Below are 16,276 nucleotides of genomic sequence, written 5' to 3'. Positions count from 1 at the left end.
GCGGTTCAGCAGGTGCGCCGGTACGGGAGATCCGGGAGGTACGTCTTCCAGGCGGCCCCGGACAGGCCCGAGCCGGCGCGCTCGCAGACCTCGGTGACCAGATGGTTCGGATTCAGGTCGTACCGCTGCACGGGAACATGGGCGCCGGAGGCGTAGAGCGTGCCGTCGGCGCCGAACGCGAGGGCGCGGATCTCGTCGCCCGGAGTGGGCAGCGTGGTCCCCAGGAGCCGTTGGGACGCCAGGTCCCACAATTGCAGGCTGCCGGCCGCACCGGCGACGGCGAGCGTACGGCCGTCGTGGGAGAAGGCGAACGCGGTCACCGCGGCAACGGCGTCGGTCGCCGGGTCCGACGTGGTGCCGTCCAGCACACCCAGGCGCGCCCGCGCCGCCCCGTCCCACAGCGTCACCCGGCCCAGCACGTCCCCCGCCGCCAGCCGTGAGCCGTCGAGACCGAAGGCCGCGGTGGTGATCAGGTCCTCCCCGAGCACGCGCGGCTCCATGCGTCCGGCGCGCAGATCGGCGACCAGTCCCTCCCGGGTGACCAGACCGGCACCGTCGGAGCGGAGGGCGAGGCCCACCCCCTCCGAGTCGGAGCCGGCGCTGTCGCTGGGCCGCGCACTGCGTACGGTCTTCACCCGCCGGTGCTCGTCCACGTCCCACACCTCCACGGTCGGGCGTGCCGTGGACCGGTACACCAGCAGGGTGCGGCCGTGGGCGTCGAGGGCCAGGCCGTCCACCGCGAGGGACCCGTCGGGCTCGGCGCCGACGGTCACGGTGGCACGGCCCCGACGGGTCGCGAGGTCCCACACCGTGATCGGGGTCCGGTCCGGCGGTGTGCGCTCGTCGGTTTCGTACGGCGCAGGGGCGGTCGCCAGGTGTGCGCCGTCGCCGCTGAGCGCCATGAGGTCGGCGCAGGGTTCCGTGCCGGGGCACGGCTGTGCCGGCGGCTCGAACACCACCCTCCCCGTACGGGTGTCCAGGACCTGCACGCGTCGCTCGCCGCCCGTCTCCACGGAGCGGGCCAGGACCCGGCCGTCGTCGGAGAACGCCGCACGGTACGCCGTGGGTTGCTGCCACCGTGCCGTCGTGGCGGTGCCGAGGGCCAGTGAGCGGACGACGGTCGCGGAGCCGCCGAGGTAGCGCACCACGTGCGCGCTCCGGTCGTAGACGATGTCGTCCCACTCGTCCGCGACGATCCGCCGGCTCAGCACGGGCACCTGCGGATGGGCCGCCCGCCACACCACGAGCCGGTTCGGTCCGGTGCCCACGAGGAAGGTGCCGTCCCCGCCGGGCCACACCTGGGTCAGCCCGTCTGCCCGGGCGGACAGGGTCCCGCGGCCGGTACGCGGATCCCAGCCGTGGACCCCGTCCTCGCCGGCGACGGTGAGCGTGCGGCTGTCCGGGGTGAACTCCAGTGCGTGGTCGCGGCATTCGGCCACGCGTGCCTTCGCCGTCCACGGCGCCGAGACCTTCCGCCGGTGCGCGAGGTCCCAGAGCTGCAGCGTGCGGCCCCCCGTGCACAGGGCGAGCCACCGGCCGTCGGGGCTGGCGGCGAGGCCGGCCACGCCACCGTCCGGTTCGGGGATCCGCAGCGTCGGGCGCCCGGTGCGCGGGTCGTAGGCGTGCACACCGCCGTCGTCCCAGTCGACGGCGACGAGGGCGCGTGCCGTGAAGTCGAACGGGGTCTGCATCGCGTCCACGCCGGGCAGCGTCCTGGTCACCCGCGCCGACCGCACGTCCCACAGCTCGATGCGGTCCCCCGCCAGCAGGGCGAGGGTGCGGCCGTCCGGGCCGACGGCGGCCGGGACCCCGTCCATCAGCCTGCCGGGGCCCGGCGCGGACAGTGTCAGCCGCCGGGTGCGCAGGTCCCAGACCCGGACCCGGTCCGCCGTCACCGACACCACGGACCTGCCGTCCGCCGTCAGCCGGTGCACGTCGTTGCCCGAGCCGTCGAAACCGGCGTCCGCGCCCGGCACCGCGAACACGTCCTCGTCCCGCTGCGCCGTCGCCCCGATCAGCGCCGACCGGGTCTCCGTCGTGTCGGCCAGCCGCGCGGCGGCGACGCTGAGCCGCATCGCCGTGCGCGGGTCGGAGAACCGCATGCCGTCCGCGACCGCGGCGACCCGGCGGGCCTCGGCCTCCACCCGGCGGCGGTCGCTGGTGCGGTTCTGCTGCCAGGCGGCCGCCCCGGCGACGAGCGCGAGGACGAGGAGGGTGGCGAGGGCGCCGACGAGTCCCCGGCGCCTGCGGCGCTCGCTCCTGCGGGCCGCACCGCTCGCCGTCAGGAACGCCCGCTCCGGCGCGGTGAGCGTCGCTCCGGCCAGCTGTTCCTCGGCCATGGCCAGCCGGGTGCCCCGGTACAGGGCGCCCGGGTCACGCCCGAGGTCGTCCCAGCCGCGTGCCGCCTCGGTCAGCCGCCGGTGCACCCGCAGCTGCTCGCGCTCCTCGTCGATCCAGCCGGACAGCCGGGGCCAGGCGGTGATCAACGCCTCGTGGGCGAGGTCGACGGTCCCCCGGTCGAGCGTCACGAGCCGGGCGCGCGCGAGGCGGTCCAGGACGAGGGAGACGTCGGCGGCGGGCGTCGGGTGGGCCGACGGACCCGTGAAGTCCAGCTCGGCGCGGTCCACCGGGCGGCGGGTGTCCTGGGAGCCCTCGCCGGGGGTGATGAGCCGCAGCAGGACCAGTCGGGCGAGCTCCGCGTGCTCGGCGGAGAGGTCCGCCCAGACCTCCTCGGCGCTCTGCGCGATGGCCCCGTGGACGCCGCCCGCGGCCTCGTACGCCTCCTCGGTCAGGGCCCGGCCGCGGCGGCGGCGCCAGGTCTCGCGCAGGACGTGCGAGAGCAGCGGGAGTCCACCGGGCTCGTCGGCGATCTCGTCGATCAGGCGGGCGGTCAGGGCCCGTTCCACGATGTGCCCGGCGCTCTGGGCGGGCTTGACGATCACCTCGCGCAGCTCTTCCGGGTCCATCGGGCCGACCAGCAGGCCCGACTCCCCCAACGCGTCCGCCAGAGACCGGTGTTCGGCGCAGCGGCCGTAGAAGTCCGCGCGTACGGCGATGACGACCCGCAGCCCGCTCTCCGGCTCCCGGGCGGCGAGCAGCAGGTCCAGGAAGGCCCGGCGTTCGTCCGGGTCCCGGCAGAGGGTGAAGACCTCCTCGAACTGGTCGACGACGACCAGGGTTTCACCGGTCCCCGCCGGTCGCAGGGCGTCGGCGTGGGTGCGGACCGGGTGCGGGCCGGGGGTGAGGACGCGGATCGCGGCCAGCTCGCGCTCGGCGCGCAGGACCGGGATCAGTCCGGCCCGCAGGAGCGAGGACTTGCCGCTGCCGGAGGGGCCGAAGACCGCGGTGAAGCGCCGGTCGCGGACCCGCTGCCGCAGGGCCGTGACGAGCCGGTCGCGGCCGAAGTACCGTTCGTGGTCGCCGGGTTCGAAGCGGGCGAGTCCCTGGTAGGGCGGTTCCGTGCCGTCGTCCCGGCCGGCGGCCGCCTCGCGGACCTCCCGGTCGGCCTCCTGCCAGCGGCGCTCCCACTCCCCGGGGTCGCCCCCGCAGGCCACGGCATAGGCCAGGGCCACCTGGAGCGAGGGCAGTTGCTCGCCGGCCGCGGCCTGGGAGAGCGCGGTCACCGAGAAGTGGGCCCGGCGGGCGAGTTCGCGGTAGGTGGGGCCGCCGGCCTCCTGGCGGAGCTTGCGGAGTTCGTACGCGAACCTCGGCACCGGTCCGGCGGCCGGATCGACCGGGGTCTCCCGACGCCCCATGTGTCTTCCGTCTCCCCCGTGTCCGCCCGCGTCCCCGTGTCGTGGACGCCTGTCCGCCGCCGCCACCCTAAGGAACCCTCCGGACCGCCCGCAAGGTTCCGCCGCGCCCGCCACCAGGCACTTTGTTTTGTTCACAGTGGCGTGCGGTGGCTGCTGAACAACGCGCCGAGCGCTGGACTCGTGGTCAAGGGCCTCGCTCCGGGGGCCGGTACCGCGGCGGGCGGTCCCCGCGCACCGACACCACGAGAGACGACATGACCCTCACGGACGGGGCGGCGACACCGCCCTCGCGCACGGCCCGAGGTGTCCTCACGGGGGTGGGACACCTCGGGCAGGGCACCCCGCTCGCGCCTGCCGGGCGGCACCGCTTCCCCCTCGCGCGCCGGGCCTGGGCCTACTGGCTCGGGTGCGCGGGATTCGCCGTGCTCCTGGCGACGACGACGGGACTCGGCCCGCACCGGGTCTGGGGCATCTGCGCGGCGGTCGGCTACGGCACGGCGGCGTTGCTCTCCGCCCGGGACCCGCGTGCCGGGAGCCGGGCCGGGGCGTGGGCCGCGCTGCTCGGCGCGGTGCTGGTGCCGCTGGTGGTCCTCGTCGTCGCGGGCGCGGCCCAGTCGGAGGTCGGTGTCGTCGAGCGTTCGGGCGAGCTGCTGCTGCACACGGGCAGCCCCTATCTGCCGCATCCCTCCCACACCGTGGACTACGACCCGTATCTGCCCGGCATGGCGCTCTTCGGTGTCCCGCGCGCTCTCCTCGGCGCCAGTCCGCTCGCCGACGCCCGCGTCTGGTTCTGCCTCGCCTTCCTGGGCTGCATGGTCCTCGCCGGGCGGCGACCGGCCGGGAGCCCGGGCGGTCCGGCGCCGGTGCGCGCGGTGTCGCTGCTCGCCGGTTTCCCCGCGGTGGCGCTGCCGCTGGCCGTCGGCGGGGTGGACCTGCCGGTGGTCGGGCTGATGTGCCTGGGGCTGGCGCTGGCGGGCCGGGGCGGCTCGGGAACGGCGGCCGGGGTGGCGATGGGCGCGGCGGCCGCGCTGAAGTGGACGGCGTGGCCGCTGCTGCCGGTGGGGCTGGTCCTGCTCGCGGTCACGGCGAGCCGCCGCACGGCGCTGCGGGCGGCTCTGGTCGCGCTGTCCGTGGCGGTCGCGGCCGTCGTGCCCGTCGCCCTGGCCGACCCGCACGCCTTCGTCGAGCACGTGGTGCTCTTCCCGCTCGGCGAGGGGGGTGTCCGCTCACCGGCGGCCAGTCCGCTGCCGGGCCATCTGCTGGCCGTGCACGTGCCGGGCGGTGCCGCTCTGGCGACGGGCGCGCTCGTGGCGGCGGCGCTGGGGGTGACGGTCTCGTTGCTGATACGGCCGCCCCGTACCGTCCGTGCGGCGGCGGACCGGCTGGCGGCCGGCCTGGGTCTCGCCATCTGCCTGATCCCGGCGACCCGCTTCGGTTACCTGGTGCTGCCGCTGGTCCTGGCGGGCTGGTTCCGGTGCACGGCGAAGACCGCCGGCCCTGCCGTTGCCCGCCGGGTGTCCTGAACGGCACGCGGTCGGCGGCTGAATCGCGCCCCTTGTGCGGGAGTTCACAGGATTCCCATAATCCATCAACAGATTTGACCGGCCCATGTCAGGACCTTGGGCGGACCTTTTGATGCCCAGGCATGGCATGAACCCGTCATAGCCACCCCCCACCTGGAAGAGGCATCCCGTGAAGAAACTCCTCACTGCCGTCAAGAGATGTCTGGCGGTCGGAGCCGCCGCGCTCGCGATCGCCAGCCTCCAACCCGTGTCGGCCGCCCAGGCCGCGCCCTCGCCCGTCGTCGGCGGCAGCCGTGCCGCACAGGGCGAGTTCCCGTTCATGGTCCGGCTGTCCATGGGCTGCGGCGGGGCGCTCTACACCCAGCAGATCGTGCTCACCGCCGCGCACTGTGTGAACGGCACCGGGGCGAACACCGGCATCACCGCGACCGCGGGTGTCGTCGACCTCCAGTCCAGCACCGGGCGGGTGCAGGTGCGGTCCACGTACGTCTACCGGGCCCCCGGGTACAACGGGGACGGCAAGGACTGGGCCCTCATCAAGCTCGCCTCGCCGATCAACCTGCCCACGCTGAAGATCGCGACGACGACGCAGTACAACACCGGGACCTTCACGGTCGCCGGGTGGGGTGCGGCCACCGAGGGCGGGGCTCAGCAGCGGTACCTGCTGAAGGCCACCGTGCCGTTCGTGAGCGACGCGACCTGCCGGGCGTACAGCGGGTACAGCGGGCTCATCGCCAACGAGGAGATCTGTGCGGGGTACTCCTCGGGCGGGGTCGACACCTGCCAGGGGGACTCCGGTGGGCCGATGTTCCGGCGGGACTCGGCGAACGCGTGGGTGCAGGTGGGCATCGTGAGCTGGGGCATAGGGTGCGCGCGGCCCAACGCGCCCGGGGTGTACACCGAGGTGTCCACGTTCGCCTCGGCCATCGCTTCTGCGGCGGCGTCCCTGTGAGGTGACGGGGTTTCGGTGCGGTGTTCCGCGGGTCCGGTGCGTCGGGTGCCGGGCCCGCGGTTCTCGCCCCCGCCGCCCCTACCCGTCCCGTCCCCAGGGGGCGCTGCCCCCCTCGCCCCCCGATTCGGGGGCGCTGCCCCCGGGCCCCGCTCCTCAAACGCCGGAGGGGCTGAGATCGAACGCGGAGGGGCTGACATGCAGAGGCCGGAGGGGCTGAGATTAGAGGCAGGCTTCAGAAACCGCCCCCGCCGAAATCGCCGCCGCCCCCGAAGTCGCCGCCGCCCCCGAAGTCGCCGCCTCCGAAGTCGCCGAAGTCGCCGGAGCCGAAGTCCGAGCCGGACAGGTCGCCGCCCTCGTAGCCGCCGCCGAAGTCGCCGTAACCGGAGCCGTAGTCGGCCGCGTAGGCGGGCGTGGCCATCATGCTGCCGAGGACCGTGCCCACCAGGAGGCCGGGCAGGAGGCCGCCGCCGAAGTAGCCGCTGGCCCAGGGGCCGTAGGCCGGGCCCGCGTCCCAGTAGGGGCGGCGGCCCCGGTCGGTGTCGACCTCGCGCATCACCGGGTCGCGGCCGTCGGCCAGGCGGGTGGCGTCCGCGGCGCAGACCGGGACCTCGCGCGGGGCACCGCCGGGCGGTGTCCAGGTGGCGTCGGTGACGGAGGGGCCGTGGCGGGGGTCGAAGAAGCAGGGGACCCGGCGCTCGGGCAGCGGCCGGCCCTCGCGGCGCGCGGCGAGCTGGGCCAGGGAGAAGCGGCCGTCCTCCAGGGCCTGGGTGACGGCCCGTACGTCCTCGGGTCGGGTGGCCGCCGCCATGAAGGACTTCGCCTGCTCGTACGCGTCCAGCGCCCGCTCGTAGTCCGCCCGCATCGCGTCGTCGGCGCCCGCTTCGGCGGGGTGGAAGTCCAGCCGGTCCAGTTCCTCGCCGAAGGCCGTGATGTCCTCGTCCACGACCACCCGCAGCTTCTCCAGCGCGGCCCGCTGCTCCTCCGCGTGCCGGCGCCGGTTGCGCCGCACCAGCGTGTACGCGCCCACCCCTCCGGCCACGAGCACCGCGCCGACCGTGATCAGTGCCGTGCCCGACACCCCGTCGCCGTCGTCCGCGGAGCGCCAGGTCGAGGGGGCCGAGCCGCCCATGTTGGTGAGCGCGGCGGCGGTGAAGTCGGTCAGCTGGGTGCGGGTGTCCTCGCCCCCGACGGTGGTCACCAGATTGCGTACGGCCGCCTTCGGCAGGACCGAGGAGTCGGCACGGGCGTCGAAGGCGTCGCCGAGCCGGACCGCGTAGACGCCGGTGACGCCGGTCGCCGTGCGCAACTTGGTGAACAGGTCCTTCTTCGGGTAGTCGGCGGGCAGCACCGCCACGAACAGCGGCTTGTCCGCCTTCGTGATCCGGTCCGCCAGGGCGTCCGCGTCCTTGGCGGACAGCTGGGCCGCGGCGGCCGGATCGACGTAGACCGGGCTCTCGCGGAGGGCCTGGCCGATCTCCGAGACGCTGGTGGCGGCCGTGGTGGCCGACGCGGGCGGGGCGGTCCCCGCCAGGGCGGCCAGGGCCATGAGCACCAGGGCGAACAGCAGCCCCGGAAGGCTTCGGGTCCGTACTACGGCCTGCGCGGTGGCCTTCATACTTCGACGCTACCCGAAGCCTCCCGGAAGAGACCTGCCCGGCCGCCCTCAGATCGCCCGGTACGCCTGCGCCAGCTTCCGCACCGCCTCTGCGTAGCGCCCGGTCAGAAGGAGGTGCTCGGCGTCGGCGAAGGGCGCGGCGAAGGCTGCCGTGATCCGCCCGTCCGCCTTCCGCTGGACGATCAGCCGGGCCTTGTCGACGAGGGCGCGGCCCCTGTCGCCGGCACCGGCCCGCTCGGCCGCCCCGGCCGCGGTCGCGAGCGCGGCGAGCGTCGCCGGCCCGCCCTCCGGCACCGCGGTGCGGGTGGTCAGGCCCCAGCCGTACGGGAACTGCGGGTCGTACGTCGGGTCGCCCACGTTGATCGGCAGCTGGGCTTCGGACCTCGGCCAGGTGACGGGCAGCCGGCCGGTGAAGGGGCGCCTGCCGTACAGGACGTCCGCGACGCCGTCGCCCTCGGTCCCCGGCAGCCAGGAGGCGACCAGGGCGTCGATGTCGCCGAGCCGGCCGCCGACGAGCTGCGGCCGTCCGGAGACGATCAGCACCGCGCACTTCATGGCCGCGCACACCTTGTCGACGGCGGCCCGGTCGGCGGCGGACAGCTCCAGGTCATGGCCGTTGCCGACGTCCCCGACGCCCTCGGCGTACGGGGTCTCGCCGACGACGACCACGCCGACGTCGTGGCCGGCGGTCGGGGCGGAGGCGTCCTGGGAGTACGTCAGCGCGGCGGAGTTCTTCCGCATCGCCTCCAGGATCGTCGTGCCGGGGGTGATGTCGCCGGAGGAGCCCTGCCAGGTGACGGTCCAGCCGCCGCTCTGGTTGCCGATGTCGTCGGCGTTCGATCCGGCGACGTACACCTTCTGCGACGTCCTCAGCGGGAGCACGCCACCGGAGTTCTTCAGCAGCACCTGCGAGGCGGCGGCCGCCTCGCGGGCCACGGCCCGGTGGCCCGCGGAGCCGATCCCCGGGGCACCGCTCGTGTCGGCGTACGGCTTCTCGAAGAGCCCGAGCCGGAACTTCTGCGTGAGGATGCGGGAGACGGCGTCGTCGATCCGCCGCTCACTGACGCGCCCGGCCCGCACCTCCGCGACGAGCGCGGTGCGGAAGTCCTTGTAGGCGTACGGCGCCATGACCATGTCGACACCGGCGTTGACGGAGGTGCGGACGTCCGAGGCGTAGTCGCCGGGGATCTGGTCGATGCCGTTCCAGTCGCTGATGACGAAACCGTCGAAGCCGAGCCTGCCCTTCAGGACCCCGTTGATCATGTCGGCGCGGGCGTGCATCTTCACCGGGCCCAGGCCGTCGCCGACGATGTCGAGCGAGGAGTACGACGGCATGACCGTGCCGACGCCCCGGTCCACGGCCGTCCGGTAGGGGGCGAGGTGCACCGCGTCCAGCTGCTTGCGGGTGACCGTGGTGACGCCCTGGTCGATGGTGTAGGAGCCGGTGGTGGAGGAGCCGTACGCGGTGCCGCCGTCGCCGAGGAAGTGCTTGGCGGTGGCGAGGACCTTGTCGTCGTCCTTGAGCTCGCGTCCGTCGCGGGGGCCCTGGAGGCCCTGGACGACGGTCTCCATGGACTCGACGAGGGCCGGGTCCTCACCGAAGGACTCGTAGGAGCGGCCCCAGCGTTCGTCACGGGTGACGCAGAGACAGGGCGCGAAGTCCCAGGGGACGCCGGTGGCCCGGACCTCGGCGGCGGTCACGGCTCCGGTCCGCTCGGCGAGCCGGGGATCGCGGGTCGCCCCGATGCCGATGTTGTGGGGCATGACCGTGGCGCCGACCAGGTTGTTGTGGCCGTGCACGGCGTCGACGCCGTAGATGAGCGGGATCTGGAAGCGGGTCGCCCGTGCCCGGAGCTGGAAGGAGTCGATCATCCTCGCCCACGCCTCGGCGGTGTTCGGCGTGGGGGTCGAACCGCCGCCGGAGAGCAGCGAACCGAGGTCCTCGGCGGTGATGTCGGCCCCGGTGCCGACGGCTCCGCGCTCGGCCTGCGTCATCTGGCCGGCCTTCTCGGCGAGGGACATGCGGGAGAGGAGGTCCGCGACCCGCTTGCGCACCGGGAGCTTGGCGTTCAGATACGGCAGCCCGTGCGCGTCGATCACGACCTGCGGGGTCTCGGCGGGCGCCTTGGCGCCGGTCACGGTGAGCTTGAGGGGGACGGTCTCGGCGGCCTCGGCGGCCGCCTTGTCCTTGAGGGTGTGGACCCGGACGGTCCGGGTGGTGCCGGATGCGGTGCCCGCCGGGAAGGTCAACTCGCCCTTGAGAGCGGTGTAGTCGGAGGGGGAGGCGGTGCCGCCGGCCGTCTCGTAGGCGACGGTGACGGGCTCGTCGATCGGTGCGGAGCCGGTGGTGGCGACGGTGACCTTCACGGTGGCCGTGCCGCCCTCGTCGACCGGGTACACGGCGGAGTCGGTGAGCACCGAGGCGCGCAGCGACTGGTCGGCCTTTCCGTACAACTCGACGCCGTCCAGGGCGAACCGGCCGGGAGCGCCGACGGGCAGGGTGAGGGCGTACCCCCACATCTGCGTCAGTCCGAGGACGTGGTCGATGCCTCCGACGGGCTGGTAGTCGGTGCGGTACACGAAGTCCGTGAAGGGGATCTCGATCTGCTTCCAGCCGGAGAAGTCGTCGGTGAAGGACGTCGTCCACAGCTCGGAGGCCTCGCCGTTGGCGCCGCCGTCCTTGAGTTCGAGGGCGATCTTCCTGCCGTTGTCCTGTCCCTCCCACCAGAGGCGGATGCCCTTGTGGGCGGACCAGTCGTGGGCGGGCTCGGCGAAGGCGAAGTCGTGCGTGAAGCCGCCGTAGCCGCTGATGTCGTAGGTGCCGGAGAGGACCTGGTCCCCCTCCGGGGCGTCGTCCCGCTTGCTCAGCGCGAGAGTCGGCGGGTCGTCGGTGTCGCCGCCCCAGGTGAAGATGCCGCCCGCGGGCGGGTTCGCGAAGGGCACCTCGCCCTCGAAGCGGTCGACGGGGACCGGTGCGGGATCGTCGGCGGCCCGGGCGACGGCCAGGGGCAACAGGGAGGTGAGCAGGGCGGCGGAGACGAGCAGGGCGGTTCTTCGCATGGACCTTCCCTCGGCTCTCAGGGTTCACACAGGACTTACCTCACGGCGTGAGTGAACTGAGGGCTCGCGGGTCCGTCAAGACGTCCGTCGGCCATGAGCCCTCGGCGAGGCCGGTGAGTTCGCCGAGGGCTCCTGCTGAGGGCTACTCGGCCGGTTCGACGCCCGCGCGCAGCAGGCCGTAGGTGTACGCGTCCTCCAGGGCCTGCCACGAGGCCGCGATCACGTTCTCGGCGACGCCGACCGTCGACCACTCGCCCGAGCCGTCGGACGTGGAGATCAGGACGCGGGTGGTGGACTGGGTGCCGTGGACGCCTTCGAGGATGCGGACCTTGTAGTCGACGAGGTCGAGCTTGGCGAGCTGGGGGTAGATCTTCTCCAACGCCACACGCAGGGCCCGGTCCAGGGCGTTGACGGGGCCGTTGCCCTCCGCCGTGGCGACGATGCGCTCGCCCTTGGCGAAGAGCTTCACCGTGGCCTCGTTGGCGTGGGAGCCGTCGGGGCGGTCCTCGACGATCGCCCGCCAGGACTCGACGGCGAAGTACTTGAGGGGCTTGCCCTGGACCTCGGCGCGCAGGAGGAGTTCGAAGGAGGCGTCCGCCGCCTCGTACGTGTAGCCCTTGAGCTCGCGCTCCTTGACCCGTTCGACGACCCGGCCGACCAGCGCGCGGTCGCCGCCGAGGTCGATGCCGAGTTCCTTGCCCTTGAGCTCGATCGAGGCGCGGCCCGCCATGTCGGAGACCAGCATCCGCATGGTGTTGCCGACCTGCTCGGGGTCGATGTGCTGGTACAGGTCGGGGTCGACCTTGATCGCCGAGGCGTGCAGCCCTGCCTTGTGGGCGAAGGCCGAGACGCCGACGTAGGGCTGGTGGGTGGAGGGGGTGAGGTTGACGACCTCGGCGATGGCGTGCGAGATCCTCGTCATCTCGCGGAGCCTGCCGTCGGGGAGGACCTTCTTGCCGTACTTCAGCTCCAGGGCCGCGACCACCGGGAACAGGTTGGCGTTGCCGACCCGCTCGCCGTAGCCGTTCGCCGTGCACTGCACGTGGGTCGCGCCCGCGTCCACGGCGGCCAGCGTGTTGGCGACCGCGCAGCCCGTGTCGTCCTGGGCGTGGATGCCGAGACGGGCGCCGGTGTCGGCGAGGACGGTGGCGACGACGGCCTGGACCTGGGCGGGGAGCATGCCGCCGTTGGTGTCGCAGAGGATGACGACCGCGGCGCCGGCCTCCGAGGCCGCCCGTACGACGGCCTTGGCGTACTCCGGGTTGGCGCGGTAGCCGTCGAAGAAGTGCTCGCAGTCGACGAAGACGCGGCGGCCCTGCTCCCTGAGGAAGGAGACCGTGTCGCGGACCATCTCCAGGTTCTCGTCCAGGGTGGTCCGCAGGGCCAGCTCGACATGCCGGTCATGCGACTTGGCGACCAGGGTGATCACCTCGGCACCGGAGTCGAGGAGGGCCTTGACCTGCGGGTCCTCGGAGGCCTTGGCCCCGGCCCGGCGGGTCGCGCCGAAGGCGACGAGCTGGGCGTGCTTGAAGTCGATCTCCTCGCGGGCGCGGGCGAAGAACTCGGTGTCCCGCGGGTTGGCGCCGGGCCAGCCGCCCTCGATGAAGCCCACGCCGAAGTCGTCCAGGTGCCGTGCGATGGCCAGCTTGTCCGCGACGGTGAGGTTGATGCCCTCCCGCTGGGCGCCGTCGCGCAGGGTGGTGTCGAAGACGTGGAACTGATCGTCGAGCTCGCTGGTTGCGGTCATGGTCTCAAGGCTCCTGAGGATTGGATCTCGGTCGTACCGGAATGACCGGCTCCACCGCCCCCACATACTCCCTCGCGCTCTCGCCTCCGGCTGCGGGTGGGCCAGAAAAAGCGAAAAACCCCTCGCGGGTGCGAGAGGTCTGCGCGCGGGTCGAGGACGACGGTGTCCACCCGTACCTGGTCGTACGTGGCGGTCACTGCGGACCGGCGCGCCTGCTGCCAATAATCATGGCGAACGAGAGCACGGGGGAAGTCTGGCACAGACCACCCCCGTGCTCACCCTCCGTCTCAGGATGCGAGCACTGCGCAGCTCATCGGAGGTGTCGTACGAACACGTCGGTGCCGTCGTTGGTGTCGCCGGCCGGGATCAGGGCGGGATCGGAGGACTGGAAGAGGATCCGGCGGGCCCCGTCGGCGATCCGGCCCGGCAGGACGTCGGCGGTCGCGGTGCCGCCGGTGGTGTCGGGGGTGACGAGGGTGGTGGTGCCCTTCCTCAGGTCCCGCAGATAGACGGGGTACTCCTTGCCGTACCGGCTGCCGGGCTCGGTCACCTCCGACGTGAAGGTGAGCCAGCGGCCGTCGGCGCTGATCGCCGCACCCCGGGTGGAGACCTCGCCGGGGCCGCCCTGGGTGCCGTGGATGCGCTGGTTGGTGCCGGTGCGGAGGGTGTGCACGAACACGTTCCAGCTCGCGTCGGTGTCGTCGGGGACCAGGTGGGTGTCCCGGGACTCGAAGACGACGGTGCCGCCGTCGCCGCTGATGGACGGGTTCAGCGACTCCTTCTCGGTCCCCGAGCCGTCGTAGGAGCGGTCGATCTGGGTGTGCCGGCCCGTGCTGCGGTCGTACATCCAGACGTCGCCCCAGTCGTCGCCGCGCGGGCCGTTGGCGTAGGCGTACGCGTAGACGATCCGGCGTCCGTCGTCGCTGACCGTCGGCTGGAAGGCGTTGCGCGGCTCCCAGGTGGGCCTGGGGTGGCTGATGCGCTCGGTGGTGCCCTTGATGCGGTCGCGCAGGAAGACCACGCTGGTGTGGTCGGCGCTGTCCTGGAGCGTGTAGACGGCGTAGCGGCCGTCGGGGCTGACGGAGATCTGGGCGGGCTGCCCGGTGAAGCCCTCGGGGACCTCGATGCCGAACCCGGTCCGCCTGCCCGTGTCGATGTCGGCGATCCACACCTCCGAGGAGTCGGGGCCGTACTCGGCGTAGACGTGGCGGCCGTCGTCCAGGACCGCCACCAGGCCGCCGAAGCCCGCGAAGCGGAGCTTGCCGGTGTGCGGGTCGCGCACGTACATCCCGCCGTGCGCCACCTCGGGGTCCAGGTCCTCTGCGTCCGATGTCAGGGCGATGTGGCGGCCGTTGCGGCTGATGACCGCGGTGCGCGTGACGCCGTTGCCCGCCTTTCCCTCCGGGGTGACGCTGACCGGCTCGGTGTACGGGGCCCTGGGCGCGGCGCCCGCCGCGGGGCCCGTGAGTGCCGCGGTGGCGAGGGCCGCCAGGAGCGCGGCGGCGAGGCGTTTCCTGCTGTGCATGGTGGTTCCCCCGTGTTCGGTCGTTGTCATTGCAGTGTCCGCAGGAAGACGTCCGACACCCCGTCGGTGTCCCCCTCCACCAGATCGGGTGACGCCGACTCGAACGCGACGACCGTGCCGTCGGCGTTGACGGAGGGGTGTCCGGCCGGCCGGTCGTTGCGGCCGCCCCAGCGATCGACGCTGATCAACTGACGCTTTCCCGTGGAGAGTTCGAGCGCGTACACGGACCGGCCCGAGGTGTACGCCACCCGGGTGCCGTCTCCGGACAGCGAGGGCTCGGTGCCCCCGACCCGGGTCGTGGTACCGGTGTCGAGATCACGGACGGCGGAGCTACGGCCCTGCTGGTAGGCGAGCTTGCGGCCGTCCGCGCCGAGAGAGGGTGCCGTCGCGTGTGCCGCGGCCCTCTCCAGGGTGCCGGTGTCCAGGTCACGGACGTAGACGGCACCGCCCTGCTCGAAGGCGACGTACCGGCCGGAGGAGTCGATCGACGGATGCCCCGCGGCCTCGCCGGTGGGCGCGCTGACCACGTCGGTGTCGCCGCCGTTGAACTCGAAGCGGTACACGCGGGGTTGCGGATCCGGGTCGGCGCCGGTGGCGGGCAGGGTCGCCGCGAAGGTGAGCCACTGGCAGGTGGGGTTCACCACGGGCTGTCCCATCCAGGTGAAGCGGACGCCCTGGTACGAGCCCAGGCTGGTGAGCCTGCCGACCGCACGGTTGCGGACATGGACGCCCGGACCGCCGTCGGCCGAGGGGGCCGCATAGCCGACCATGCGGCCGCTGTAGCAGGGCGTGCCCTCGGACGAGGGTTTCTGGTCGTCCGAGTTGACCTTCGAGAACCAGCCGGGGGTGCTCACGAACACATCGCCCTCCGACGTGAAGGAGACCACCTTGTCCTCCCCCATCACCGGGTCGTGGGAGGCGCCGGCGGGTCCGGCGATCCGCTCGGTGACGGACGGCATCGGCGCCGGGTTCCTCCGCAGGGCGCCGGAGAAGACGAACACGTCGGACTCCGCGTTGGTGTCGCCCGGCACCAGATGGGAGGCCGACGAACCGAACACCACCGCACGGCCCTTGGCGGTCAGCGCGTTGTCCGGCACCTGCGCGTCCCGCGGGAGGGCGGCCCCCCGCGCCCCGGTGCGCAGGTCCCGCACCCGCGTGCCGTCCTCGCCGGAGACGACGGCGTAGCGGCCGTCCGCCGTGACCGAGCCGGGGTTGCCGTCGGCCACCCGACGGGTCGTGCCGGTGCGCAGGTCGTGGACGTACAGGCCGCCGGCGGCGTCGAGGAGGACCCGGCGGCCGTCCGCGGTGATGCGGACCAGGTAGGCGGCTCCGAGGCCGGTGTCCACCTGGGTCCGCTCGCCCGTCGTCCGGTCCCTGACGTAGACGTCGGCGGGATCCTGCTCGCTGTCGACGCGCAGACCGTACGCGACCCGGGTGCCGTCGCCGCTCACCGAGGCCCCGTTCTTCTGGCCCTCCTCGGCCGGCGAGACCAGTGCGTCGGTGCCGGCGGCCGTGTCGCGGACGTACAGCAGTCGGGCACTCCCGTCGCCGTTGCGGTTGCCGAGGGTGTACGCGACGTGCGTGCCGTCCGGGCTGATCGACTCCGCGCGGCCCGACTCGTCGAAGCCGGGCGGGTCCTGGGGCCACAGCCTCTCCGCACGGCCGGTGGCGCGGTCGTACAGGTAGGGGGCCGGGAAGCGGGTGCCCGCCGAGAAGGCGATACGGCTCCCGTCGGCGCTCGGCGTCGGTGAGCTGTACGTGTGGCCGTCGCCCAGGTCGATCTTCGTGACCTCGCCGCCGGACAGGTCCTTCACGAGCAGGCACGGCGTGAAGGGAGCGCAGCCGAAGCCCGGGGCACGGGACACGAAGGCGACCCGGCGGCCGTCGGCGCTGATCGCGGCGTCGCCCGACGGCCCGTCGGCCTGGCTGCCGTCGGCGGCGGTGCTCACGCGCTCGGTACGGGATGCGGTGGCGAGGCGGTCGGTGTGCGGTGCGGCGGAGGCGTCGGCGCCGGTTGCCGCGACGAGCAGGGCCGCGCCCAAAAGGCACACGGCGGCTCTGGACATGTTCCCCCCTGTGGTGTCCAGGAACGCTTGTGG

8 protein-coding genes are annotated in these 16,276 nt (G+C 73.5%); 2 read left to right on the top strand and 6 right to left on the bottom strand.

Going from position 1 to position 16,276, the window contains the following annotated elements; genetic code table 11:
- Nucleotides 1-5: 5 nt before the first annotated feature.
- Entirely contained in the window at nucleotides 6-3,755 is a 3,750-nt protein-coding gene (locus M2163_RS33675; protein WP_280895839.1) for a DNA-binding protein, read from the bottom strand.
- A gap of 254 nt (nucleotides 3,756-4,009) precedes the next feature.
- Between M2163_RS33675 and M2163_RS33670 the strand changes: the two genes are divergently transcribed.
- The gene (locus M2163_RS33670; protein ID WP_280849128.1) at nucleotides 4,010-5,278 is read left to right on the top strand and encodes a glycosyltransferase 87 family protein; all 1,269 of its coding nucleotides are present in this window, start codon (nucleotides 4,010-4,012) and stop codon (nucleotides 5,276-5,278) included.
- A 169-nt stretch (nucleotides 5,279-5,447) separates the two neighbouring features.
- Nucleotides 5,448-6,230: a serine protease gene (locus M2163_RS33665; protein WP_280849129.1), complete on the top strand. Its 783-nt coding sequence runs from the start codon at nucleotides 5,448-5,450 to the stop codon at nucleotides 6,228-6,230.
- A 232-nt stretch (nucleotides 6,231-6,462) separates the two neighbouring features.
- Here the strand turns inward: M2163_RS33665 and M2163_RS33660 are convergent, their stop codons facing one another.
- The 5 genes from M2163_RS33660 to M2163_RS33640 all read right to left on the bottom strand — a co-directional run bounded on the left by M2163_RS33660 (nucleotide 6,463) and on the right by M2163_RS33640 (nucleotide 16,243).
- Nucleotides 6,463-7,845: a hypothetical protein gene (locus M2163_RS33660; protein WP_280895838.1), complete on the bottom strand. Its 1,383-nt coding sequence runs from the start codon at nucleotides 7,843-7,845 to the stop codon at nucleotides 6,463-6,465.
- A 48-nt stretch (nucleotides 7,846-7,893) separates the two neighbouring features.
- On the bottom strand, nucleotides 7,894-10,905 hold the full coding sequence (locus M2163_RS33655; protein ID WP_280895837.1) for a glycoside hydrolase family 3 N-terminal domain-containing protein: 3,012 nt from the start codon (nucleotides 10,903-10,905) through the stop codon (nucleotides 7,894-7,896).
- A 142-nt stretch (nucleotides 10,906-11,047) separates the two neighbouring features.
- Nucleotides 11,048-12,652 (bottom strand): citramalate synthase, encoded by a 1,605-nt coding sequence (cimA, locus tag M2163_RS33650; protein WP_280895836.1) that lies wholly within the window; start codon nucleotides 12,650-12,652, stop codon nucleotides 11,048-11,050.
- 310 nt (nucleotides 12,653-12,962) lie between these two features.
- On the bottom strand, nucleotides 12,963-14,177 hold the full coding sequence (locus M2163_RS33645) for a hypothetical protein (RefSeq protein ID WP_280895835.1): 1,215 nt from the start codon (nucleotides 14,175-14,177) through the stop codon (nucleotides 12,963-12,965).
- Nucleotides 14,178-14,203: 26 nt separating this feature from the next.
- Nucleotides 14,204-16,243 carry a hypothetical protein gene (locus tag M2163_RS33640; RefSeq protein WP_280895834.1) on the bottom strand — a complete coding sequence of 680 codons (2,040 nt, stop codon included), beginning with the start codon at nucleotides 16,241-16,243 and terminating at the stop codon, nucleotides 14,204-14,206.
- Nucleotides 16,244-16,276: the final 33 nt, after the last annotated feature.

Origin of the sequence: Streptomyces sp. SAI-135, assembly GCF_029893805.1 — a bacterium.
Taxonomy (GTDB): domain Bacteria; phylum Actinomycetota; class Actinomycetes; order Streptomycetales; family Streptomycetaceae; genus Streptomyces.
The sequence above is the reverse complement of the archived record's forward strand: the minus strand, read 5'-3'. Positions and strand labels throughout refer to the sequence as shown.

Bases quoted from the DNA above. Each gene is read 5' to 3' on its own strand.
- M2163_RS33675 (WP_280895839.1), bottom strand. From the start codon at position 3,755: ATGGGGCGTCGGGAGACCCCGGTCGATCCGGCCGCCGGACCGGTGCCG.
- M2163_RS33670 (WP_280849128.1), top strand. From the start codon at position 4,010: ATGACCCTCACGGACGGGGCGGCGACACCGCCCTCGCGCACGGCCCGA.
- M2163_RS33660 (WP_280895838.1), bottom strand. From the start codon at position 7,845: ATGAAGGCCACCGCGCAGGCCGTAGTACGGACCCGAAGCCTTCCGGGG.
- M2163_RS33655 (WP_280895837.1), bottom strand. From the start codon at position 10,905: ATGCGAAGAACCGCCCTGCTCGTCTCCGCCGCCCTGCTCACCTCCCTG.
- cimA (WP_280895836.1), bottom strand. From the start codon at position 12,652: ATGACCGCAACCAGCGAGCTCGACGATCAGTTCCACGTCTTCGACACC.
- M2163_RS33645 (WP_280895835.1), bottom strand. From the start codon at position 14,177: ATGCACAGCAGGAAACGCCTCGCCGCCGCGCTCCTGGCGGCCCTCGCC.
- M2163_RS33640 (WP_280895834.1), bottom strand. From the start codon at position 16,243: ATGTCCAGAGCCGCCGTGTGCCTTTTGGGCGCGGCCCTGCTCGTCGCG.